Source organism: Leptolyngbya sp. FACHB-261, from assembly GCF_014696065.1.
Classification (GTDB): domain Bacteria; phylum Cyanobacteriota; class Cyanobacteriia; order FACHB-261; family FACHB-261; genus FACHB-261.
The window spans coordinates 25,708-49,771 of the sequence record NZ_JACJPL010000030.1 but is presented as its reverse complement, the minus strand read 5'-3'; the positions used below and the strand labels follow the sequence as shown (position 1 = coordinate 49,771).

General features: G+C 50.3%; 20 protein-coding genes and 1 pseudogene. 13 read left to right on the top strand and 8 right to left on the bottom strand.

What is annotated here, in order from left to right; translation table 11 throughout:
- A pseudogene (locus H6F94_RS25160) lies at positions 1-106 on the top strand (IS630 family transposase); the annotation flags it as partial.
- Between the two features lie 234 nt (positions 107-340).
- Here the strand turns inward: H6F94_RS25160 and H6F94_RS25155 are convergent.
- The 3 genes from H6F94_RS25155 to H6F94_RS25145 are packed head-to-tail and all read right to left on the bottom strand — an operon-like array spanning position 341 to position 3,442.
- A complete protein-coding gene (locus H6F94_RS25155) occupies positions 341-565 on the bottom strand; it encodes a hypothetical protein (protein WP_190805034.1) in 225 nt (74 codons plus the stop codon).
- Positions 566-568: 3 nt separating this feature from the next.
- Positions 569-2,998, bottom strand: coding sequence for a tetratricopeptide repeat protein (locus H6F94_RS25150; protein WP_190805033.1), 2,430 nt, complete (start codon positions 2,996-2,998; stop codon positions 569-571).
- A 3-nt stretch (positions 2,999-3,001) separates the two neighbouring features.
- Positions 3,002-3,442: a hypothetical protein gene (locus tag H6F94_RS25145; RefSeq protein WP_190805032.1), complete on the bottom strand. Its 441-nt coding sequence runs from the start codon at positions 3,440-3,442 to the stop codon at positions 3,002-3,004.
- 276 nt (positions 3,443-3,718) lie between these two features.
- On the opposite strand from H6F94_RS25145, the gene H6F94_RS25140 reads away from it, so the two are divergent.
- From H6F94_RS25140 to H6F94_RS25125, 4 genes are all read left to right on the top strand, one after another.
- On the top strand, positions 3,719-3,943 hold the full coding sequence (locus tag H6F94_RS25140; RefSeq protein WP_190805031.1) for a hypothetical protein: 225 nt from the start codon (positions 3,719-3,721) through the stop codon (positions 3,941-3,943).
- 164 nt (positions 3,944-4,107) lie between these two features.
- Positions 4,108-5,772, top strand: a complete 1,665-nt coding sequence (locus H6F94_RS25135; protein WP_199320656.1) for a helix-turn-helix transcriptional regulator — start codon at positions 4,108-4,110, stop codon at positions 5,770-5,772.
- A 633-nt stretch (positions 5,773-6,405) separates the two neighbouring features.
- Entirely contained in the window at positions 6,406-10,173 is a 3,768-nt protein-coding gene (locus H6F94_RS25130) for a hypothetical protein (protein ID WP_190805030.1), read from the top strand.
- Between the two features lie 7 nt (positions 10,174-10,180).
- Positions 10,181-10,375, top strand: coding sequence for a hypothetical protein (locus tag H6F94_RS25125; protein WP_190805029.1), 195 nt, complete (start codon positions 10,181-10,183; stop codon positions 10,373-10,375).
- A gap of 174 nt (positions 10,376-10,549) precedes the next feature.
- Here the strand turns inward: H6F94_RS25125 and H6F94_RS25120 are convergent, their stop codons facing one another.
- Entirely contained in the window at positions 10,550-11,197 is a 648-nt protein-coding gene (locus H6F94_RS25120) for a hypothetical protein (protein WP_190805028.1), read from the bottom strand.
- A 103-nt stretch (positions 11,198-11,300) separates the two neighbouring features.
- On the opposite strand from H6F94_RS25120, the gene H6F94_RS25115 reads away from it, so the two are divergent.
- The 4 genes from H6F94_RS25115 to H6F94_RS25100 all read left to right on the top strand — a co-directional run bounded on the left by H6F94_RS25115 (position 11,301) and on the right by H6F94_RS25100 (position 14,926).
- The gene (locus tag H6F94_RS25115) at positions 11,301-11,906 is read left to right on the top strand and encodes a hypothetical protein (RefSeq protein ID WP_190805027.1); all 606 of its coding nucleotides are present in this window, start codon (positions 11,301-11,303) and stop codon (positions 11,904-11,906) included.
- A gap of 121 nt (positions 11,907-12,027) precedes the next feature.
- A complete protein-coding gene (locus tag H6F94_RS25110; RefSeq protein WP_190805026.1) occupies positions 12,028-12,585 on the top strand; it encodes a hypothetical protein in 558 nt (185 codons plus the stop codon).
- Positions 12,586-12,777: 192 nt separating this feature from the next.
- Positions 12,778-14,136, top strand: coding sequence for a hypothetical protein (locus tag H6F94_RS25105; protein ID WP_190805025.1), 1,359 nt, complete (start codon positions 12,778-12,780; stop codon positions 14,134-14,136).
- 586 nt (positions 14,137-14,722) lie between these two features.
- A complete protein-coding gene (locus H6F94_RS25100; protein ID WP_190805024.1) occupies positions 14,723-14,926 on the top strand; it encodes a hypothetical protein in 204 nt (67 codons plus the stop codon).
- A 593-nt stretch (positions 14,927-15,519) separates the two neighbouring features.
- Here H6F94_RS25100 and H6F94_RS25095 read toward each other — a convergent pair.
- Positions 15,520-16,251 (bottom strand): Crp/Fnr family transcriptional regulator, encoded by a 732-nt coding sequence (locus tag H6F94_RS25095; protein WP_190805023.1) that lies wholly within the window; start codon positions 16,249-16,251, stop codon positions 15,520-15,522.
- A gap of 1,899 nt (positions 16,252-18,150) precedes the next feature.
- Here H6F94_RS25095 and H6F94_RS25090 point away from each other — a divergent pair.
- On the top strand, positions 18,151-18,423 hold the full coding sequence (locus tag H6F94_RS25090; RefSeq protein ID WP_190805022.1) for an OmpH/Skp family outer membrane protein: 273 nt from the start codon (positions 18,151-18,153) through the stop codon (positions 18,421-18,423).
- A 250-nt stretch (positions 18,424-18,673) separates the two neighbouring features.
- Here H6F94_RS25090 and H6F94_RS25085 read toward each other — a convergent pair whose 3' ends face one another.
- Both H6F94_RS25085 and H6F94_RS25080 read right to left on the bottom strand, forming a co-directional pair.
- Complete coding sequence (locus tag H6F94_RS25085; protein ID WP_190805021.1) at positions 18,674-19,159, bottom strand: response regulator; 486 nt, start codon at positions 19,157-19,159, stop codon at positions 18,674-18,676.
- Positions 19,160-19,395: 236 nt separating this feature from the next.
- Positions 19,396-19,533 (bottom strand): hypothetical protein, encoded by a 138-nt coding sequence (locus H6F94_RS25080; RefSeq protein WP_190805020.1) that lies wholly within the window; start codon positions 19,531-19,533, stop codon positions 19,396-19,398.
- A 418-nt stretch (positions 19,534-19,951) separates the two neighbouring features.
- Here H6F94_RS25080 and H6F94_RS25075 point away from each other — a divergent pair.
- Both H6F94_RS25075 and H6F94_RS25070 read left to right on the top strand, forming a co-directional pair.
- A protein-coding gene (locus tag H6F94_RS25075) for an IS1 family transposase (protein ID WP_190805019.1) occupies positions 19,952-20,643 on the top strand; the annotation gives its coding sequence in 2 pieces (ribosomal slippage) (positions 19,952-20,282 and positions 20,282-20,643; 693 coding nt in all).
- A 642-nt stretch (positions 20,644-21,285) separates the two neighbouring features.
- On the top strand, positions 21,286-21,720 hold the full coding sequence (locus H6F94_RS25070) for a DUF6713 family protein (protein WP_190805018.1): 435 nt from the start codon (positions 21,286-21,288) through the stop codon (positions 21,718-21,720).
- Between the two features lie 574 nt (positions 21,721-22,294).
- Here H6F94_RS25070 and H6F94_RS25065 read toward each other — a convergent pair.
- Positions 22,295-22,693: a winged helix-turn-helix transcriptional regulator gene (locus H6F94_RS25065; RefSeq protein WP_190805017.1), complete on the bottom strand. Its 399-nt coding sequence runs from the start codon at positions 22,691-22,693 to the stop codon at positions 22,295-22,297.
- A gap of 134 nt (positions 22,694-22,827) precedes the next feature.
- Here H6F94_RS25065 and H6F94_RS25060 point away from each other — a divergent pair, with 134 nt between their 5' ends.
- Entirely contained in the window at positions 22,828-23,574 is a 747-nt protein-coding gene (locus tag H6F94_RS25060) for an SDR family oxidoreductase (RefSeq protein ID WP_190805016.1), read from the top strand.
- Positions 23,575-24,064: the final 490 nt, after the last annotated feature.

Sequence of the window (24,064 nt, the reverse complement as noted above, 5' to 3'; positions counted from 1 at the left end):
GTGGTTTGTGCTGAAGAATTGGATGCGACAGCGATTGGATGAGTTTGAGAACTTTCGAGATTGTGTGGATGCTGCGTTCAAGCAATGTCCTAACGTATGCGCGTAGAGCTATAGTAGAGATTTGCCAAAGCCTGATCGGTATAGCGACAGAACTTACAAATCCAGCACGAGCAACTGCCCTGATTGCAGAAAGCTTAACCACGATTGCTATCAAATTACATCGTCAACCTTTCTACCGTGAGATTGGTCTACAAATCTTCGAGCAATTACTAGCTCTTAACTTAAGGGAAACCCGTTCTGCACTCGAAACACTCGATCGAAAACCTAATCGACCAGGCTACTACATAGCTCCTAGAAGACGATTACGCAGACGCCATCCCAAAAAATAGGCAGAGATCGCTTCCATCCCCCACCCTCGAAGAATTTGGCTCAGTAATCGACGGCTGTGAACGAGACTGTCTTCAACGATCAATTGCCCGTTTACCAATTCAATTTTGGAACCTGGTGACCAGGCGCGATAATCATCCAGCAAACTTGCAGATATAGGAATTGGCTCCAAAGACAATCACTACTCCCCATTCTCCTCCTGCAACTGTCGCAACAGGTCTTGCGTCATCGGATCATCTGAGAGTTCATCGGTGCGCTGTTCTTGAATCACTTCTTGCAGGAACGATCGCCAGTTGTTTGTCGCTTCCTGTCTCCAGTAATGGTTTTCTTCTAACCGAGCAAACAGGATGGGTAAGGATTGCAGGTAAAGGGATTCTGCTTCAGGGTAACGCCCTTGCAAATCGCAGAGGTGTGCCAGATTACTCACAACTCTCGCTGTTACAGGATGACCGGCAGGAAACTGGTTTTGCAGAATGGAGAGCGATCGTTGAAATAATGGTTCTGCCTCCGCGTAGCGTCCTTGTGAGTTGTACAGGGATGCCAGACTGCTGAGATTTTGTGCCACATTGGGATGTTGCGCTCCTAGCTGTTGCTCACAAATCGAGAGCGATCGCACAAACAGCGGTTCAGCTTCGGTGTAGCGTCCTTGCGAACCGTACAGGAATGCCAGATTGTTGAGACTTTGTGCTACATCGGGATGCTGCGCTCCTAGCTGTTGCTCCCGAATCGAGAGCGATCGCACAAACAGCGGTTCGGCTTCCGCGTAGCGTCCTTGTGAGTAGTACAGTCCTGCCAGATTGTTGAGACTTTGTGCCATATCGGGATGCTGCGCTCCTAGCTGTTGCTCCCAAATCGAGAGCGACCGCACAAACAGCGGTTCGGCTTCCGCGTAGCGTCCTTGTGAGTAGTACAGTCCTGCCAGATTGTTGAGACTTTGTGCCATATCGGGATGCTGCGCTCCTAGCTGTTGCTCCCGAATCGAGAGCGATCGCACAAACAGCGGTTCGGCTTCCGCGTAGCGTCCTTGCCAGTAGTACAGTTCTGCTAGATTGTTGAGACTTTGTGCCACATCGGGATGCTGCGCTCCTAGCTGTTGCTCCCGAATCGAGAGCGATCGCACAAACAGCGGTTCGGCTTCCGCGTAGCGTCCTTGCGAGTTGTATAGTACTGCAATCCAACTTGAACAGGTGGCTAAATCTAGTGCCTGCTCTGTGTTGGATAACCGTTCGATCGCTGCTTGCAAGTGGGCAATCATGATCGTTGATTCTTTGATCAGCGATCGTTCTGGTTTTTCTTCAACTCTTTTTGCCTCGGCAATCACCACCTGATAAAACTGCCGCTGTAATTCCGGGTCATCTGTCCGTTGCAATCGCTTGGCGGCCAAGAATTCTCGCAGTAGTTGATGCAGTTGATACATTCCCTGATCGACGCGCTTCAGTAGACTAGCTCTTAACAGGGCGCGATCGCGGATCTCCTCCAACTCCTCTGCATCCATCGCTGGCAAACACTGTTCCACCAGCGTCCAGGGAATCTCGACCAAGGCAAACAGGCTCAAGACGGATGCCAATTGCTGTGCCGATTCCTCCAGGTCTTGCCAACTCAACTCAAACGCGGCAGCGACACCTAAAGATGCGGTCATTTCCGGTTCGGCTTGTTTCAAGGCGATCGCGTCCAGCCGTTTGTTCTGCAACCGTTGCAGCAATTCCGCGATCGACAAATCCGGTTTCCTGGCCAAGTAGCGCCCGACTAGCTCCACACCTAACGGCAAATAGCCCAACCAGTCACAAAGTTGTTTGGCTTGCTCTAACTGTTGGTCAATCCGCTCGTCCTGCACCAACAGGCGCAATAACTCCAGTGCTTCTGCTTCCGACAAGACATCAAGCTGAACTTCCTGCACAGGTGATCCGAAACGCGATCGCGTCGTCATCAATACCTTAAAGCGTGATTCGGTGGGCGGCAGAACTGATTGCACCTCTGCATAGTCCTGCACATCATCCAGAATCACGAGCGCGGTTCCCTCCCGCCAACGTCCCCAGCACCAGGACACCTTTTCTGCTAATTCCAGATTGTCCGGTGGCGTTAAGTTCAAGAGAGATCGAGCAAAACTGATGATTTGGCTTCCCACATCCTCGCGTGCCCTCAGCCAACAGATACCACCCGGATAAGCGTCCGCTCGACACTGTTGACGAGCATATTCCAGTGCTAATTCGGTCTTGCCAATGCCGCCCATACCAGACACTGCCGAAATCACCACGGGGCTTCCTGGCTGTAGCTGCTGATGCAAGCGTTCTAGCTCAGCTTGCCGCCCCACAAATTTAGCCACGCCGCTGTAGGGTAGGTTCTGGGGAATGCCAATCGTTGGCAACTGGCGATCGCGCAGCAGTTTTTCTAAGACTTGCTCTAACGTATCGGCAGCGATCGAGTAATGATCACCAATATAAACCGTTCCCCCTTCCACCCGTACCTGATACCCCTTGGCATTGCCCACATTCCATTGCTGTATTTCTGCCTGCCCAGCCACAAACCACATCGCCAATCTCTGAAGGTCGGCATTGGATAGCGAATTTAAAAATTGCTGAATCTCCTCTGGCAAGGGTGGGAATGCAGCCATCGCTTACGACTCCTTAACATGCATATGAATTTCACCAACGTATGCCGTGCCGCATTTCACCTTGGTCTGCCAGCCTCTGGCGTTGTCAGAAATGTTTTGCACCATCGAGCTATTGTCCTCAATCCTCCCAGCGTTAATCGGTTGCGCCATCGCTCGAATTTCATTGGCAAACTGCGGATCGTCGTCCATTGCCACTTGCAAATACGCCACAATCTGATTGATCTGTTCCGGGGTGATTTTCTGGGTCTGCTCAATGGCAGCTTTCACTTCCTCGATCCGGGATCTGCCCCGCAGCTTCGTCCAGATGCGCTTCAGCAGGCTTTCCATTGCCACGATCGCATCTGTCGTAATTTTTTTGGCTACCTCGCCCGCACCAGACTCGATAAACTTCTGAAAGGCAAGCATAACGGTTGCACTAGCAGTTAAAAAGACAGGATCGGTCATGGCGACAACTCTAGACTCATGCTGTCTCTTTTCTACCAGAGAAATCTCCGATTCTAATGAAACCTTCAAACTTAATTTGGCAGCGATCTTTGAAACTGTTGTAAATTCTCAGATCTATAATTGACCATTAAGAAAACTTCTGGAGTGGCTACATAAGAGAGGCACTCAATAGATGCATCTCTCCTTCAAAAATTTCTGCTCACAACTCTAGAACTCAGTGGGTATTGACCTATACAACTGATTAGGACATTCTAAGTCTGTAAACAGATTTCTCCCATGACTAGTCAAACTCCTGAAAATGGCCACCCTTACCCAGAGCAGCCTGAAGGCCTGCTAGAGATCCTGCAACGCCTAGATCGAAATCTTGAATTACTGACTGACTTGACAGGCCGCCTTGCAGAGGAGCAAACAGCAACTCGAATTGAGGTTCAAGGGCTGCACGAGAGTAGTGAGCAAAGGTATGCCGCTCTCGATCAGCGCATTGGTACAGGCTACTACTGAGCAACAGGCCCAGGTTGCAGCACAGCAGGCTGAAAGCATCAATCGACTCATTACTTTGTTAGAGCCCCAGAGGGGACAGAATTAAAGTTCAAACCTTTCTTGGTCAACTTCTCTAATTTTCACAAGTTATGGTAAACCGAGACTGCACTCAAGCCATCCGGTACTTGGCCTTATCTCATCTAGCCTCTGAGCTGTATCGCAGAGTAGCCGAACAAAAGGGGCAAGAATCTACTTCACCTACTGTTACAGATGAAGTAGTGAACAGACTTGGAGATCTATTGCAAGTTTCGGAGGCTTTTTGGAAGCAACAAAGCCAACAGTTTCAAAGAGAACTAGATGACTGGGTCCAAAGAAACAAAAAACCTGAACTGCTTCCCGGAGTTCCAGAGATTGATCTGAATCCGTCCTTACCAGACGACGCAGATGTCGATCTGAAAGAATCCTATCTCATCAGTTTGTTTGGGTTCAAGGCTGCTCATACCCTTTCAAGCAATATTGATATTGAGTTGAAGAAGCTTAATTGGTTAATTGACGGTACACCAAGCCAGCCAATATTAAAAACAGAATCTCAGTTATTTCAGAGCGAGAAATTTGTACCTATCCCCACGGCAGATCCAATGGTCAGCAGCATTGCTGCTCAACTAAGAAAGGACCTATGGTGCCAGGGCTCCAGTGGAATTGCACAGTTTCGCCATCAAACTAAGACTAGCTCTCAAAACTATATCGAACATTACATAACTACTCCTGGTGATATCACGATGCTTCCTTGGGAGGCAGCTGAACAAATCATCGATAAGTTCGGTTTTAACACTGTAAAATTGCATCTCATTTTTGCTGCTCATACGATGCAACAAAGAGAGCCCTGGAAGAGCAGCTTTACTTTGAAAGCAAGCAATATTGTCAAGGAATTGGGTTGGGATAGAAGAACTGACTTGCTACTCTCGCAAAAACTCAATGAAGTAGCAAAAGCTGCTTATATCTTGGATTGCCTGGTAGTAAAAGCAGTTTGGATTGAGAGCAAAGGAAAAAAAGCAGCGGATGCCAGTACTCCTGTAGGTAGAGTGTGGAACGTTTTGATAGATCTACACGGGCAATTGACTCTTGGAGGAGAGATTAATCAGCCGGGAGAAGTTTACATTACTGTTCAACCGGGCTTGTGGACTCAGCATTTCCTGAGTAAAGCAGGTGGTACGGCAAAGGAAGCTTTGTATCAATTTGGATGGTTAGCTCAAGAAATCCTAAAAATGGACCCTTACCATGACGAGCTAGCTCTACGACTTGCAATTCATCTTGCCACTGATAACCGTTTCCATCCAAGCGGTAGATATCAAGTTGGTGGACTGCTTGAAGTAGTACAACCTAGGCTTATTGTTGACATGGCTCGCAGTGACCGTCGCCGAGCGTATGACTTGAAGCAAAACTGGGACAATGCTCTGAAGTTACTTACACAGCTAGGTTGGCGAATAGAGTTTGATCCTCAAACCTACCCGGAGTTGCTCAGGCCCGGTAATGACGCTCGTAAGCCTCGGGGCTACTTGGACAAGCTGTTGATGGCTGAAGTCACTATCCGACAGCCATCATCGATTCCAGAGTTGACAACAACTCAAGCTGAGGTACTCGAGACCCAAGAGCTTCCATCTATCTCAGAAGTTACCTTGACAAGTGAGCAGATTAAGCAAGGTCTCAAGGCCAAAGGCTGGAATCAGGCGAAGCTCGCGGGCTTTCTGGGTGTGAGTCAGCCATTCATCTCACAGCTCGTGAATGGTAGACGCGCGGTGACACTGGAGCTAGAAGCCAGATTGAGGCAGTTGTTACCCCTACCCAATTAACAACACTCGTCCAAATAGTGCGCAGGTTCTCCTAACCCTGCTTCTGTCGTCCATCTTACAAACAGCCCTGAGATCCCCTCCTCCATAGGCCTCTTGGATCTATTTAGCTTGTTATAAAAAATTACCCTCAAAAATCGGCCTTAAAGCCTTACCACACAAGGCTTATAGCGATATAACAAGACCTCTAGGATCCCAGGACAAACCTCTAGGATCCCAGGACAAACTTGCTCTAGGATCCCAGGACAAACTCCCCCTGACTTCACAAGGCTTAAATCGTGTCAAAGCCCTGTCCTGCTTGAGTTATGGCCGATATAACAAAAATTCTAGGATCCCAGGACAAACTCCAATTTCTCTTCTATTAAAATCTCTGAAAAGCAGATTGGGAGCGGGTTTCAAGCAATATAACAACCTCCTCCAGCCTTTGCTATTTTTAGGTATTAATACTTACCTATAAACCTCTGACATAATTCCCCCTATCAGCTGACAGGGGGCTGTGCAGTAGCACAAGCAACCGCCAGTTGGTGAGCACCAGATCACCTATCAAACGCACCTTGCTACTAGAACGGAGCCCCAAAGTTAGCCAACTGAGGAACCCGTTTTAAGGGAGCTAGTTCTACCCGAAGAGCGATAGTTATGCAAGCTTCCAGAAAGAAGAGTACGTTCTACAGCGCCTTCGACATCCGGAGGCACCTAGAAGCTCTAGAGAACCTCAAGCTACGAGGGCGCTCCTGGCAAGCGACCTGTCCCGTCTGTGGCGGCAACTCCCTTAAAGGCTCTACTACCAGCGGCAAGTACAAGTGCTGGAGCGGTGGTTGCACAAGCCGTGATATCCGGGAACGTGTTGCCCCTCGCCACAGGGAGCTGTCCTGGCAGGACCAGCTCGACCGCGAGCGTCAACGCCGAGACCGAGAGCAGCAGGCTGCTGAAGCTCGCAGCAGGCTGCTGGATGAGGACGAGCGGCATGGGCAGTATCAGGCTCTTCAGTCTCAGTTAGGGCTTAGCACACCTCACTGCCAAGAATTGTTGCGACGGGGCCTGAGTCTGGAGGTCATTGCACGCTTGGGCTACCGCAGCCTGATGCCTGGACGCAAGATAGCAGGTGTCAGCGCTGCTCTAGCTGGCATTGACCAACGAGGCGAGCGACTGGTCGGTAGCCGCGGCCTTCTCTTGTGGTGCTGCGACCCGACCGGTCGTATCTTAGGAGCCCAAATCAAGACGGACTCAGGCTCGCCCAAGTACCTCTGGTGGAGCAGCGAGAGAGGGGGAGGCAATGGTCCTCAGCTGCCCAACGGCGAGCTACCCCTAGCCTGCCAGATTCCAGCTCAGCCAGTGCTAGGCGTTGTCGGGCTGTGTGAGGGCGTACTCAAGAGTGCGATTGCCGCTGAGATCTCAGGCCAAGTCTTCATCGGTGCCTCGGGAGGACACTTTGGCCTAGCAACCCTCAGAGGTTATCTGGAGCAACTGCAGCAGCGGTCAGGCTTTGAACAGTTGCGTATTATCTTCTACCCTGATGCTGGTGCAGTAAACAACACTGGCAGCATTCCGGCTAATACCCACAAGCTATTTCGGTATCTGCAGGGCTGGGGCTATGAGGTCAGCGTTGCTTGGTGGGGGCAGGAGCGTAAGGAAGCCCACCTGGATATCGACGAGCTACTGGTCGCGGGCAGAGGTGGGGAGATTGAGGAGATCAGCCCCGAGGCGTTCTTCGAGCTACACCCGCTGGCCACTCGGCAGAAACTAGAGCCCTTTCGCCCCCACCGCACCGGCTTGCGGCAGGTGGAGTTTCCAGTGCCACTACCTCATCCTGCCGCAGCGGCTCGTCCGCCTCTGGAGTACCAGCAGGGCCAACGCTTGCCTGCCTGGCGAGCTGTCAGCCGCAGCCATCGCTTAGTGCTCGACACCTCAGGGGTAGGACTGGGCAAGTCCTACGACGCTGGCTTGCTCGACCCAGCTCTGTTCGGCTGTGAGCAGGCCATCTATGTCACCCTCGACCCGCGCAATGTCAGTACCCCCACCCTGCGAGAGTGGCCTGTGCTGCAGGGACGGCATGGGGGACTGGTGAGCGTGCCGGTGGAGGGGACCCTGCAGCTGCGTCGCGCTCAGCCCGGGGACGAGGACTTGGTAGTGCCGCCCAACTGCGACCGCTGGCAGCTGGCCGAACTGCTTCCCGCCCGCAACCGACCGGCCACCGGCGATGAGATTTGCAAAAGCTGCTCGTTTCAGAAAAGCTGCCGCACGGGCAGTGGCCCCATCAACTACCTGCAGCAGCGGCGCCGGGTGACCGTCGAGCCCCGTTACATTGCTCATCCCGAAAGCCTCAGCCCCGATGACTTCCTGGGCAAGACCTTGCTGATTGTCGATGAGGCGAGCAGGCACCCCTGGCTGCGCAGCTTCCGAGTCCAGCTGCCCGACCTTGAGCGCACCGTTGCCGACCTCCTGCAGACCCACCCCGAGCAGGCGGCGCTGCTAGCTCCCCTGTTTGTTGCCCTACGCGCTGCTCTGCAGCTAGAGCTGCCACTGCACGGCCTGGCTCACGACCAGGTCCTCGCCCACCTACCACCCCTGCCAGAGCTCTCACTCGAGCAGATTGAGGAGCTATCGCATCAGGGCCTGGAGTTCCTGAACCTGGCCCCCGATGGCGAGACCGAGCTCTCGGACCTGCCAGGGCGGCTGCAGCAGCTGTTCCGTCCCAGTGCGCAGCAGTTGAGCGCCCAGGCCCAGGAGCAAATCGCCCTGCGCTGGCTGCCCGAGTTCTGGCAAGCAGTGCAGGGGAACGGCAGGCTCCAGCTCAACACCAACGGTCTGCAAATCACTGCCCGCAACCAACGCTTCCTCAACCTACTGCAGCACCCGAACGTTGCTGCCTGCATTCTGCTTGATGCCACGGCTCCAGCAGCAGAGTTTGAGGCCTGGCTGGGAGCACCGGTAGCTCACCTGCAGCAGGCCCTACCTACTCAGGTCGCTCAAGTTTCCATCCAGCACGTCACGGGTCTGGGTCTACTGGGCTCACGCCGGGGCAACGAACAACAGCGCCGCACTGAGGCTGTACTTGAAGCTATCCGAGCGCGTCATCCGAAAGCACGAGTGGGGGTGATCGATGGCAAGCACTTCAGCCGGGCTGGGGATGGGTTGTGGCACCGCGACAGCCGTGGCAGTAATGCTCACCAACACTGCACCGTCCTGGTTCTAGTCGGGGCACCGATTGCCAATGTCAGTGCCTTAAGCGACGAGTATGCCCTGATGCAGGGGCGGCATCCGGCCAGTGGCAGCAGCCTGCGCACCTATCCCATGACTGCGACCAACCTCGACTCTGGTGGTCCCTGGTGGGTCGCGGACCTGATGGAGAGTGCTGACCCAGGCCTCGCCCAGTTCATCCGGCAGCGCACCCTGGCCGAAATCGAGCAGGCGATAGGACGACTGCGAGCCAACTGCAGGCCAGGAGAGCGGCTCACGGTCTACTGGTTGAGCGACTACCCCCTGAACCAACCCGTGGAGCTGCTGAAGGCTGGAGACCTGAGCCTAGAGGCAAAGTCCAAGCCCGAGCTGAGCCGAGAGCGAGTGGTGCAGGTCATTGCCCAGCTTAAGGAGCGCGGCGAGAAGCTAACGCAGCAAGTGATTGCTCAACTGGTCGGTCTGACACAAGGAGCAATCAGCAAGATCCTCAGAAGCATGGACTTACAGAGGTTGGAGCAGTGGTCAGACACTATTCCTAGTGCTTTAGATCTAGGTAGTGACACTAGGAATAAGTCTGAACCACCTAGCGCAACCATTGCTGCTCAAGCAGTTGAGCCCCTTTCGCCCCAACTACGGCTGCACCTCGCTCAACGCCTGCTGCAGTGTCGCACTCACCAGGAACAAGAGCTGCTGCAACAGAAGACTCCTACACCCCACTTGAAACAGGCTTTCGAGCTGCTAACACCGGAGCAGCAGACTTGGGTGCAGCAGGTGAGCAAAAACGGCTCAGAGCCGCCTTCAGCAACCGCCTTTGATCCACAGGAAGTGGTAGGGCTACGCCAGCGACCGGGAGAGCGAGGCGTGGTGCTCCGCTTCTACCCACAAACTGCGAGTTACCAGGTTCAGGTCGGTCGTAGCCAAGACGTGTTGCGAGTCTGGGACTTGCTGAAAGTGCCTCCTGACGCTGTTGCACAGACACCAGCCTTAGCTGCTTCACCGTCGCTACCTGACTGGGCCAATCCTGCCCTGGCTGACTTGTGTGCTGCCTTACAGCAGTGTGAAACCGTTGCCCAGCTTCAGGAGCTGGCCTCAAGCTACAGCAGTGAGAGCTTAGAGCAAGCAATAGAGCAGTTGAGTCCTGAGCATCAGGAGCGGTTGGGGGAGTTGCTGGCTTTGAGTGTCAGGGGTAAGCCAGTCGAGGCCGGTCTCGTGTCTGCCTGGAGGTGAGCAGGACATGAGCAAACGTCGAAGGCGTCGTGCCCCAACCCCTGGTGCTGCAGGAATTCCAGGCCAGATTGAAGGGGCTGAGCCCCAATCGGCTGAGCGTTCATGTCAAAGTGACAGCGTTTTGCATGACAAGGCAGTAGCGGAAGCCGTTGGACTAGAGTCTGGACTGAGAGATTCTTGCCAAAGGGTATGGCGGCATTAGAGTAAAGGCCCAAGAAGAGTTCAGTGTGGTCAGGAAGCTTCGCTTAGTTGAGCCCAGCCGTTCCCCCAGGTTCTTGAGAATCAGGCCGTCTCTCGTTCACGCGAAGAGCTTTATCCACAGTTCTTAGACAATAGCGCCCCCCTTGATCCTGAGATCAAGGGGGGCGCTAACGGCTTATTCGTAGTCCGCGTAAGCGGCGTCGCTCATTGCATAAAGATCGCTTTCTCCCTCTGCACGGAAGTTGTCAGAGGACAGAGCAACCCGGTAAAGAATCCCTGGATAATTGCTTTCGCCACCCAGTAGATTCTTGACGATTCGCTGCAGGAGATTGAGATTGTACGGGTTGACGGCATAACCGCTTTGCTTGAGAATCGCCTCTGCTTCCTGGCGTGACCACACGGCTAGTAGCAGGACATCAGGATGGTTGCGAACCTCATCGAGCACATCATCGACGTTTTCATAGTCGTCGTCATCATGCATGACTGGATAGTGATCTTCGTCGGTGTAGCCAACTTGCTCAGCCATGGTTAGGAAAGCTTCCTCATCCAGGCGGCCTGTATTGCTGCTGTAGGGGTCACCGACTAACACACTTAACCAATCTGGACCGTAGTAATTCTCCAACTCTCGCCAAGTCAGCTCGCAGCACAGTAGCGGTACCCCTAATGACTGGGCTGCGTTACTGGCTGCGGCCTCGATGATACTCTCAGAATCTGCGCTGTGATTAAACACCTCAGAGGATAGAATCGCAAGGCCATCAATCGCGAACAATGAGTAAGTTGCGTCAAACTGGTCAAGCCTAATATAAATGTACTTGACTTTCATTTATTTTATTAAAATCAAATTGTATTGCTTCTATTATAACATTTTCAGCCTTTACTATTTTTATAAGTAGATAGAGTGGGTGGATATAAGCTAAAATAGAGGTATGGTAATTCTTTTTGTAATCTTTATTGATTTACTGTTGTTATCTCTATTGTTAGGTAGACGGAACAACAATAGTGCTCCTGATTCTGGTAGTGCTGATACTGCCCGTGTGCCTCTCCCCGTTGCTCCCTATAACGGAGCTGAGGCTGAGAACCAGACCGACCCTACTGACGCTCAGCTCGCTGATGTCACCGAGGAAGCTCAAGAGTTTGCTGAGTCTGACCTGCCGCAGGGGTTTGCACTCACACCTTACGAGAGCGGTATGTATGGTCTGGCTCAGAGAATAGAAGGCCAACCCGATGTAGAACTTGGCTGGATCCAAGCGGCCAATGAAGGCGGCTGGCAGATCATCGCCAAGGGAACACAGGGCTGGAACTATTGGAGTCGTGGGGCTGAGCCTTATATCCTGCTCCGCCATGCCGTTGAGAAACTGATTCGGCAATGGCGTGAGCATCCCCAAGGGAAGGACCGGCAAGGACGCAAGCGCCAGCGCGATGAGAACCTGATGAATCAAGCAATCGCAAGTGATGCCTGGCAGCCGATTTCTGTAATTCCCCAACTTGCCTTGCCCGCTGCTAAAACGGCGCAGACCTTGTCCGCCTGGTAACAGAAGCTAACAGTCAATAAACCTATAGCTGATTCACATATAAACAAACATAGTAGAGTTTATGCTTTTCTTATTCATTCTTGTTGTAGACTCTGCGATCATCGCGGCGTTCTGGGCAGCAATGAGTAGGAGTGACAACAACTCTACTTCTACTGTTTCAGCCCCAGCGCTCCTGATTGCGGAGCCCCAACAGCAACCGATTCAATCCACTGAGGCACAACCCGCCTCCCCCAGACTTAAAGCTCAGGCCCTAGATCACTCGCCAATGGGCAGTCTAGCAACTCAATATCCCGAGCTAGGTTATCGTAAGGTTACTGCTAGCCAGTCCACGGTTCTGTGGAGCGGTGAAGTTATCGGGAGCGTGACCTACAGTTCTGAGTCTCAGGACTGGGCGATTAACAGAGAGTTCGTGCTCCCTGAAGGTTCCGGCCTTTTATATCTGCTGCCGAGCGAGCATCAAGCGATTAGTGTTCTGCTTGACCAATACAAGCTCTCCTGTGTTTTCCAGCAATTTCAATCTAAGCCCTACATCTCAGAAGACGCTGAGGTGTTTGCTGAAGCAGGCTCTGAGGTTGAAGCTTTGGATCCTTGGGTCGAACAAGCTCAGCTTAAAGAGAAAGCTCAGAAAAACAAAAAAAATAAACACAAACACCGTGGCCGTGGCAACAAAAAACGCTAAGCCAGCAGCAGCCCATTTAGGGCTGTTTTTTGTGCTTACATAATTTTCTGTTAGTGATAAGCTAGCGTTCATTAATATAAAAATTGATGTACTATGCATCCTATAGACGAAGTTATTTATGTAGAGACAGAATATAACGGGAGCGTCCTTAGCATTGGTTGGAGCGTAATTAGCTCTGATTGTTTCTACTTCATGAATGATCCAGCAGATGCTCTGGATAGCTTCGCCCGTGAAGTTGCAGGGGCGCTTAATATCCCCCTTAGAACCGCTCATATAGAAACTCTCGACTTGATCAAGGACTACTACAGCCTGGACTTTGACGACGACTACCCAGAGCTTGCTGAGGACGAGGAGGACGATGACGACGGCCTTGTTGAGGACGAAGATGACGACGAGGAACTCACTGAAGAGGAGCAGGCGGAACGAGAGGAGCGCCGTCAAACAAGGGAGCACAATCGCGCCGAACGGGAATATCTGCTGCCCCAATGGCAGGAGGAGAAGCTAAAGGAATATAGAGACTCTCTGTTCGATGAGGAGTTTCAGCCTGACTATCTGCTGAGTTTGGCGAGTCGGCTGAATGACTGGAGTTCTGTCCATGTCGGTCCTAGCGAACCGGACCTAACACTCCGCGATCAATTTACGAACCTCCTAATGCCCCGTCTGGATCAGGAGACAGAGCTTCTCGAGAGCCTGGTTTGGACCAAAGCAGAGATTCAAGGCCAGCTGCCCTGGAGAGGCTATGCCCTCACAGACGCAAATGTGGAAGCTGTTGCCCATCACCTCCAGTTGCAGATGGGTCCTCCTGAGGACTATGTGAGGGTGATGGGCAACCTGGCCGCAAAGTACGCGAACCTGGATCCAGCCCTCCCTGAGACTTTTGCCCTCTCTTCACTCATCTCCCTTGAAATCAAGGACTTTGAGGAGGGTGAATGCCTGGTCATGGTTCTCCTCAATGACATCGTTGTGCTCTCGACTGACAGCCTCAAGCAAGAGTTCAACCGCTATGAGTGTTCTGGTGACGACGACCTGGCAGAAGCTGTTGATAATCTCGCCCGCTATCTCGCTCGTGCCTTGGGGGTTCAACTACACGAGGTGGCCACCGAGCGGGAATACCTCCAAGATTTGCTCCGGGACCAGTTCCTCGTGGCTGAGCCAGTTGAGTGCGACGAATACAACGACGACGACAACTATGACCTGGAAAGCCTAAGCGACTATATCAACGACCTGCCTGACTGGCCTCTGGAACTCAGGTACTGGGCGGAGGCCCCTGGCACGCTTTCTCTCCTGTTCCAAGCGCTCAATAAGACTGAGGAGATTGTTGCCGCCCTGTTTTGGGTTCGCTCTGAGTGGGAGCAGCGGCTGGCTTGGCAGGGGTACAGTGTGACCCCTGAGAATATGTCTCGTTTCGCTGTTAGATTGCGCTCCACTCTGGGACAGCCTGCATTGCATCCGACGGTCTTACTCGCCGCCGTTGAAGGAGCAGAGAATGCAGGTCAACTGGAACTTGATAGGACTCCTATTCAGGGCAATCTCTTTGTACCTTTTGCCTGAGACTCAAAATTGATGAGTCCGATACCGATTGCACAACTGAATATGGGTCGCCCCTCTTTCGGGGAGCCGGTAGCTGACAAAGTAGGCTGCCAGTTTTTTGCATTTTGCACTGAACCAGGGTCTAAACCTGCCGAAGACGGCTCTGCTGCGAGCAGATTCTTCAGCAAGCCGGTTACGCCGTCAACGCGGAGAACAGCGCTGCTACGGCATGTGATCAAGAGTCTGCTAGGAGGCGAAACGAACTGTCCTCCCATCCTCTACCGGGTATTCCCGGCCTCCTATACCCTTCGAGAGTCAGCCGAAAGTAGCCTGTATGCAGCCAGGATGCTGCCTACGGCTTTGATAGTAGTAATTGCGCCAAAGCCACAAGCCTCTAGATGAGACCTATATCGGTTCGATTGAGAACTTTGCGCCTGCTGCTTGAGAGGGCAGTTGGGAAGTGTAAACCTGTCCCTTGCCGGTCTTGCTTTTCGAGCCTTGGTCAGGGCTTGGACAAAAGCTTGTATCTGACTGTTAATACTCAAACAATTAGGGCCTACATTAAAGACATTGAGAGTTCGAGTCCAAACAGTCTGAGGTAAAGGAAATGAAAACCACCCTTCGCAACGCTGCTCTAGCCACCGTCTTCACCCTCGGTTTAGCCTCTGCTGCTCAAGCAGGCATCCCCGAGAAGGTTCGGGATCACTTCGAAACTGCTGCGATTCCGACCCAAGTCTGGGACCACATGCTGACCGCCTCAACTAGCCCTGAGGACAACAATTACTACACGGGTCTGATTCAGAGAGCATAAGCATCAATAGGTAATCGCCAGCGCCGCGCTGCCCCACGACTTTGACGATTTTCTCAGACATCTGAGCCCCCACCTCTCGGCAGGGGCTTTCTTGTTGTAAGAAGGAACGCTAGAGTAAGCCATTGCGCAAGAACGACCAGCTCTCCAAGGCATTGTGGGAGCTTTTTGTTGGGAATTGGTGCAAGGCATTCAGGTCGAGTCCAGGCTGCGAGTGCAGCGGAGCACCCGCAAGCAGAGTCTTTCTTGCTGCAAATGGGAACCCTGGAGTAAGCCATTTCGAAAGACCCGTCAGCTCCCTTAGCTATCGTGGGAAGCTTTTTATTGAGAACCGGTGTAATACCAATTCTCTAGATCCTGGCAATAGATAGAGCATTCAAAATGGACTGATGTCCTGTAATAGATGCGACCACCTCAGGCGTCAGTGCTTTCAGTTGTTCTCTTAACTGCTGGCGCAACTGGTCAAGTATGGCTGAACCCACTGCAAGTCCTATATCATCTATCGTTCAGTTTTGGAGAATTGGTATGAGAGACCTGTTTAGATCCCAATGGTCTTCTAGACGACGCCTTGCACCTAGATCGGGCTGTCCGCTTCCCTAGTCATCAAACAAATGCTCAAATTCTGTTTTGACAACTTGGTAGCACTCGCAGGCAGTGGCCTCTAAGCTCTCACGATCCCGGATTGCGATCTTGCCTCGGCTGTAGCGAATTAGCCCTGCCCGTTGCAGGTCACCCGCCGCCACCGTCACCCCAGCGCGGCGCACTCCCAGCATGTGCGAGATGAATTCTTGCGTGAGCGGAAACTCATCGGATTGAACCCGGTCTTGGCTCATCAGCAACCAACGAGCCAGCCGCTCTTCGATCGTGTGTTTAGCGTTGCAAACGGCTGACTGCGAAACCTGGGCAAACAGCGCTTTGGTGTAGCGCAGCAGCAGATCCTGTAAAGCCCCGCCGCGACTGAATTCTGTCTTGATTACTGACGCCTTCAGACTGAAGGCGTCCCCAGGCAACTGTACCTGAGCTTGACTGGTAGGAGGCAGGTTTCCCCAGATGACTGCTAGACCCACCATTCCCTCTTGCCCAATCAAACCAACCTCGCCCATTGAGCCGTCTTCTAGGGTCAGGACCAGCGAGATAACGCCCTGGTTCGGAAAATAGACATATTCGATTGGCTCGCCAGGTGCATAGAGAAACTCACCTTGGGTGAGCGAGACGAGTTGCAAGTGAGGTGCAAGCCGCTCGTACTCCTCCCTCGGCAGGACAGAGAGAATCTGGTTTTGAAGACTATTTTGGGTACTAAGCTTATAAGGCTCCGTCGTTATAACCATGAAAATAAACCTTTCTTTTAGATGCAGTTGACCTGGAAAAGACAACTGACAACATCAATAGAAGGCCATGGAGCCTGGTTTCGATGTCAAAAGATGAATTTTCTGAAGCGTAAATTGCAAGTTTGATTTAAATGTGCGAATTTAACTACTCCAATTATGGCAAAGTACGCGAGCGTACACTGTACGTTACCAGACAGAGGCAGGAATGATTGATAAAGTGTGCTGTTTGTGTGCTAGTTCTTTTTACCAGCTATTGGGATCCAACTTGTGAGGGAAAACAAGAATTTCGAATCCTTCCTTTAAAGCGTGGTTGCTCAACTCAATTCCTTCGGCTAGCGAGAGCTTCAGTACCGGAGTCCATCTACTGGTATAGAAGTAGACCGTGATAGGAACCTCTATGTACTTCCCCAACGGGAGTGGGTTCACCCAATTTTCCAAGTCACTTCTTCCCATATCAGTCGTCATAGGATTTTTGACTTAGTGGAGATCGGTAGCAACCACCTAGGGGAATATATTTATATTTCTCTAGCTCTCGACCCTAGCCAAAGAAAAACCCAACCTTGTGAGTTGGGCCGCACCAGTAAAGATGAAGTCTTAATCTTAAGCAATATGACTAGTTAAAACACAGAAACGGCTTCTTATCCTGGACTGATTCGCCTTTTTACTCAGGAGAGACAGATATACTCCAATACCTTGACTATTTGTGCAACGTTCGCCGACACAATGATCTCTGGTTTAGCTGGAAATCTAAAATGGTCTGCTGACCACATCTCTTATGTTGAACTTTTACAAACAACATATCAAAGGGCCAGTGAAGTTAAAGGAGCAGCCAACAGAACCTCAGGTGTCGTCATCCTCTGATTCAGACCATAGCTTTTTGGGAGCACAGCAATGACACATCCTAAGCTCAGAGTCGTCTGAATGTTGCTCAAGTTCTTGTTGCTCAAACTCTTGATATGCCAGTTCTAAGATGGGCGCTAACAATTGGCGCATCTGCTCAAGTAGGTCCCTAATGCGTTTTAGAGTTTCCGCTTGCCTCGCTAGCAGGTCATCTAGGTACTTATCATTATTCCATTCATCCACGATTACCATCCCATGATCACGCTAAGCCTGCGACCGGAAGTACTCTATCCCAATGGCCATGATGCAACACTCCTAGAAAGAGAGAGAGAGCGTTTGGGTGTGTAAAAAGATTGTGTTTCTAACGCTACAACATTACATAAATTCGAGAAATTTGAATTTCTCCTTCCTACTTCTAGGGTGAAAGAGCTTGAGTTGTGATAATCAATACAATCATGAGGCTAATTGGCGATGGGTCTCAAAACTTTAGGTAAAATACCTCGGGCAAAAGTATGCTCGCACTGAAGCCAAAATCCTCAGTAGGCGTTGTGTTGTTTATTGCGATCTTCGCTTCAAAATTCTATGCCCACAGCTCCACGCGATCCCCAAGGAAAGTACAACTTCTGATGGGGAAAACAAAATTCAATTCCCGCTAAAACTGCAAGAAGTAGATTCATCACTCAAACTGAGATTGTTGGATTGACCTACTGTAGGTTCGTCTATCTACTGAGCCAAGCCTAGCGTGGAGGAGTTAATGAGTAGCCCCTATATTGTAGGACCCAGATTTAGTCGAGGGCAAAACGTCCGTTTTATTGATCAGCTAGTGAAAACGATTGAAGAACTGACTCAAAATTTTGTGTCACTGTAAGTTTTTTAACTGGTTTACGAAATGTCTGGAGTCACTGATAGCTTCAGAGTTTCTGCCTTGAGGAGGGTGGCTTACACATAAATATTGCTTATCTTATGTTGATGTTTTAAGTGCTAAGTTTAATTTAACCAGCATTGCTACAATTGCTTAGCTTCAGAAGAAGCTGGGTGAGAACAACTGGAGGAAGGGGCATGCAACTGGCATCGCACAAGCAAAAGGGCCTTGGCAGCCGTTATGACATAGAGCTACCTCAAACTGAATACAGTGAGGTGAGGCAGGAGCTTCAAGGCATGCGACAGGAGCTTCAGGAAACGCGAAGTGAACTGGGGAGCCTGCGGTCTGACTTGCAGCAAACCCGACAAGAGTTGCAGACATTTCGACAAGACTTCAGAAAAAGACTGGATCAATTAAATGGCTCAAACGGTAGTTCTCCTAGCCAACCTTGTGAAGGTAAGTCTGGGTAGAAACAGAGTTAGGTAAGTCTGCTTCTTAAAGACAAGCTTAAATTTGGCAATATAAGTACGCCCCTAATTAAATTAGAATTGGGGCGCTTTATTAGTCATGACCTTTATAGCTCAAAGAGTAGATGAAAGTGGTACTCTTGTCAATCCTTTTGACAAGTGACAGAAACTCTGCCTTGCAGAAGGGAAAATTTGCAATCTTTTGGCTCATGAAAAAGCTGTTGCTAGTAGTTGCTAATCTCCTAAGCACAAACTACGGTAAGCTCTCAACATCGGCGCTTATTTGGGTAGCTGGACTTGCTAGGTTGAGGTGTTGTCGAACAACTGCCTCAAGTTCCTCAAGCATATAAGGCTTTCTGAGATAGTCATCACAGCCTGCTGCGATGGCTCGCTCTCTGTGCCCAGGCATCACCTGCGCTGTCACTGCTATCACCGCAATTGCAGCAGTGCTTGGGTCTAGTCTTAGTTGACGAACTACTTTGAGTCCATCCTCACCTGACAATTTTAGATCTAACAGGATTAGGGCTGGTTTTAGACGTTGACTGAGTTCGACGGCTATCTGAACGTTGTTTGTGCTTGCACAAACACAGCCTAAATAGCTCAAGATTTGCGTCGCTAGAAACAGGTTGTCCTCATCATCTTCAACGACGAGAACCAGCAGTTTTTGCTCAAGACCAAACTGATCAGGGTCAATGTCTAGCATCTCGACTCTTGTACCCTCGTTCAATACGGAAATCATAACAGTACTTGAAAATAATCAGCCTTTTGACATAGATCTCATAGCCTAACGTTAACTTTTTATAAGGCATTTATCTTCGCGATCGCTGAAAGCTAAGTCGCCCTGCTCTTCGCTCACCAATGCGGCACAACGGTTGTAGTCGGCGGCAAATGAGACTGAACTCAGCACCAGCAACTAACAACCGTCCGCTGCACCAGGTCGTCTAGCGACAGCCCAATCAGGCCTGTACCGATCTGCTAGCCGTGATGCAACTCGGTTTCCTCTCCGGCTGTCCTCAGGTGCTGACGATAGGCAATTGTCTCTGCTCCGCTGCTCGCAATCAGACACGCCTCCACCTCCAGATCGAGGTCGGCCAGCTCGTGGTAGAGTCCCACCGTCCTTGTGCAGTTTCCGACCACGACTGTAGGCCATCATTCGTGCACCTGCGGAAAGGTAGGTGCTATGGATATTGCTGAAATCCCGTTCGGTAGCACCGCTTGGAAGGACGTTGAGTGTACCGAGCATCCTGGCGAAACCGGAAATGCGTATTGGCATACACGCCACTTTGGTAGGCTCCAGGTCTGAATGGTTGAGTATACGGCAGGCTATGTTGTAAACCACTGGTGTGTGAAGGGGTATATCTTGCTTTGCCTGAAAGGGGAATTGGACACCGATCTCGCAGGGCCGCACCTTCTGTTTAACCCGAGGCGTCAGCTACCAAGTGGCAGACAACGCTGAGCCGAATCGGTCATCGACAAAAACTGGCGCGGAGTGGCGTTGCAGAATAGAGGTATGAGTTGAGGTCAGACGACAATGCACTGTCCCGAGTGTGGCGATACTCATATCCGTAAGAACGGCAAGAAGAAAGGTAAGCAGAATCACATCTGCGCTGCCTATGGTCGCCAGTTTATCGATGCTTACAAAAGCACCCGTGGTTACAGCGATGAGGTCAAAGCCGAATGCCTCAAGATGTACGTCAGTGGCTCCGGCTTTCGCGCGATTGAACGGGGCAAAGGCGTCGACCATACCACAGTCATTCACTGGGTTAAGCAAGTGGCTACTCGCTTGCCCGATGTCTATGATCCAGACACAGGTCCCCAGGTCGGTGAACTCGATGAGCTGGAAACGTTTGTTGGCTCGAAAAAAACAAAATCTGGCTCTGGACAGTCGTAGACCATTTCAAGCAAGGGATTCTGGGCTGGGTTTTAGGTGACCGTAGCGGCAAGACCTTCAAGACGTTGTGGGATCTGGTCGAACCCTGGCACTGTTATTTTTATGTCACAGATGGTTGGAAGGTCTATCCTTGCTTCATTCCACCAGGTGACCAAATTGTCAGCAAGACATACATGCCTCTGGTTGAAAATGAAAACACACGACTGCGGCACTACCTGGCTCGTTTGCATCGCAAGACTTTGTGTTATTCCAAGACCGTAGAAATACTGGCACACTCTATTCGATTGCTACTGCACTATCTCAAGTTTCGGGAGCTGCCTGTTCTAGCCTAGCTTCATACCCTTATTCAGCAATGCCGGTATTTACAGCATATTTTTTGAAGTTTTAGACTTTCTGCTAACAAAGCAAATCACGCTGATCGCTGAAGCGGCATTTCAACATCATCTCTGGGTATCACTGTTGGAATGGCTCTCCCGATCATCACAAATCAAGATAATCGTTTGCACGGTTGACCCGCATTTAGCGAGAGCACGTTTTGTTCAACGCAGCTTATCTGCTCCAAATCGGCTCAAATTTCATGGGGACTGGGGAGTACGTGCTGCTCAAGAAGGAATCGAAATACCGTTAGGAAATACGATCCGCCGCTTTTACCCATTCCTACACTTGAAGTTGATATGGGTGATGGATACTGTCCCAGATTGGATGATATTGAATCATTTCTACTAAGTTGATTGATTCTGATTGTACATCATCCCTATTTTTTGCTTTGGATAAACTGGGTTAAATTAGTTTTAACGAGTAGCACCAGCCAGCTAACAAGTCGCTGCACCGGAACTGTCAGGGAGATTGGCGAGTTGCGGAGGTCAACTGTGTCCGGTGAGCTTGGTCCTGGGCTACATTACCTATGAAGTAATTGCTAATGGTAAGTATTTGATATAGATTCAGATCAGATCTGCTTTCTTCTACAAAACGGTATGTTGATTAAAGAGACAGTGGTAGCCAAGCCTATGCTTTCTTGGCTCTATCTTGTGAATGCAACCATCCTTATTACGCACCAAATCGACGCTGCATATTGGCATGAGTGGAATTTGTTTGGGATGCCGGGGGGAATTCAACTAAACTTGCTACTTAACATTCCACTGGTCATGCTGATCCTTTTCGGTCAGCGATGTTTAACTCAAGGTCGTACCGCTGGTATTGTTTTTTCTTGGCTGCTCGTGGCTGGAGGAGTAATTGCAGTTAGTATTCACTCGTATTTCCTTCTGCATGGCGACGAGTCCTTCCGCCTACCCGTCTCACTCGGATTACTTGCTGCCACCTTTTTCCTTTCGCTAGCGCAAGCGATTGTATTATTCTACGCTACGCCTGTAATTAAGATGCCGCCTAACGTTGCTGTTGAAGCGGACTGAATCAAGTATTACTACAGATGCAGAAGCTACTTGTAGCTGCTCAACAGCAACGTTAGACTCCCGCTTAATCTATTTCAGTCCATTACCTGGCTCTGTCTGAGTTCTTTGTCTAGGACGTAAGCTCGTTGTGCCTCAGCCGTGCTCGCTCAGCCAAGCTCAGAGCGTCTCGTCCCTGAGCAGTTAGTGTCATGACGCTGATCGTATTGAACCTCATGAGGACGTTTGAGATCCAACGGCCCATGTCACTTAGAGCAACCCAGTGAACATTTCTCTTGCTCGACCCAACAACGATGAGGTTGTTATTCACGCGAAGTTATCACACCAAGCTTCCGTAAACCATGTCGGGCTGATTGGGAAAACGAAACTGAATAATGTCTTAGCGTAGAGTGCTGGTGGGAAAGCAATGACTCTAGGATTGCTTTCCAATAATCTAAAAACTTTGTCTCCTCAATAGCCTCAAAACAATTTGGGCTCAGATACTAACTGATCCGCTTCAAATGCCAACCACTACCCAAATCGGCTAAACTGAGCGTCGGCATCTATGCTACAAAGGCATCATAAAGACTTTATTCTGTCAAGAAGACCTACGTTCTCGATTCTTTTGACCGGGTTTCAATTCGTGAACATGGTTTATTGCCCATTCACAGAGAACTGTTAATGGATCAACAAGTGTTTGGCCAAGCGGTGTGAGTGAGTAATCTACCTGTGGTGGCACAACTGGATGCACGACCCGATGAACCAGCCCACAAGCTTCCAGCTTTCGCAAATTTTGAATCAGCATTTTTGGTGAGACACCCTTAATTTGCTGTTGTAGTTGACTATATCGCTTTGTGCCTTGAGAGAGTGCATAGATGATCAAAATCACCCATTTGCTTGCAATATGTTCGAGCGCTTGAGGAGCAGCACAGGTGGTATCAAACACCTGTGCTTCAGCAAGGTATGCTCTTGCCTGTTTGTTCGTTTGATTATTCATCAGCGAAGTCTTGTTCTAGCGCTATTTTTACTAGTTAGTAAGTATATCACTTTTTAGTAAACACTTCCGGATCGATAGTGGCTTGTGCTTCTATAAAAAAGTATTCAGTCACTCCAAATGAGAGGGCAAATATCGTGAAATTAGCTGGAAAAGTTGCCCTTGTGACAGGCGGTGGCAGTGGGATTGGATTAGCAACAGCTAAGCTGTTCAGGCAAGAAGGAGCCAAGGTTGTTATTTCTGGCCGCGACCGCAACACCTTGAATGAAGCAGCTTTAGCAATCGGTGGCGATGTGTTGGCACTTCAAGCTGATGTTGTGGATTTGAGACAAATTGAGCAGCTTTACTCTGAGATCACGAAGGAGTTTGGCAAGATTGATGTTCTCTTTGCCAACGCTGGCATTGCAAAATTTGCAACACTAGAAGCAATGACTGAGACAGTGTATGACCAGTTGTTCAACATCAACGTAAAGGGACTATACTTCACCGTTCAAAAAGCGGCATCCCATTTGAATGACAATGCTGCAATCGTTCTCAATACCTCTTTTCTAGGCGAGATTGGTATTCCTGGCACGAGTGCTTTATCGGCAAGTAAAGCAGCGGTACGATCAATGGTAAGAACGTTTTCGGCGGAACTGGTGAGCCGTGGTATTCGAGTCAATGCGGTCAGTCCAGGTGCAATCACAACACCTATTTATGGCAAGTTGGATATGCCTCAAGAAGCGGTTGAAGCACTGGCAGAAAACATTGTTGATCAAGTCCCCATGAAGCGATTTGGCACATCTGAGGAGATTGCAAAAGCAGTCTTGTTTCTCAGCACCTCAGATTCTACTTATGTTTTAGGCACTGAGATTGCCGTTGATGGTGGTATCAGTCAGCTCTAATCTAATCAACAACTTCAAAACTATCCACAGATAACCGTCACTCAGTAGACTTGAACGCTCACAGATAACCCTGCGACTACCGCGCTAACCAATGAGCAAAGCAGGCTAGCAGCCAAGTTAAGCGGTGATGAGAGAACTAAAACGAAGTGCAAAGTATTCAAATCGCTGCTCCAGCGGCTGGTTAGCTTGCGGCATGCTCAGAATTTTTAGTCAACATAGCGGTGGGATTCCCAATATCCAACGGTCAAACTCACCCCAACACAACACCTAATAGCAGCCAGGCATCTGCGAGTAACAAATCTGTTTGCCCAAGACCACACCAACGCTGAAACCAAGTTAATGTAACACCATCCAATAACAGAGCCGTCAAAGCCATCAATACCATAACACTCAGCAAATTCTCCCCACTAACTTTGCCGATCACTGAACTCGCTCTGACTAAAGCCTATGCTGTAAGTATAAGATCACGAAAATAGCAACAGGAGCCAAG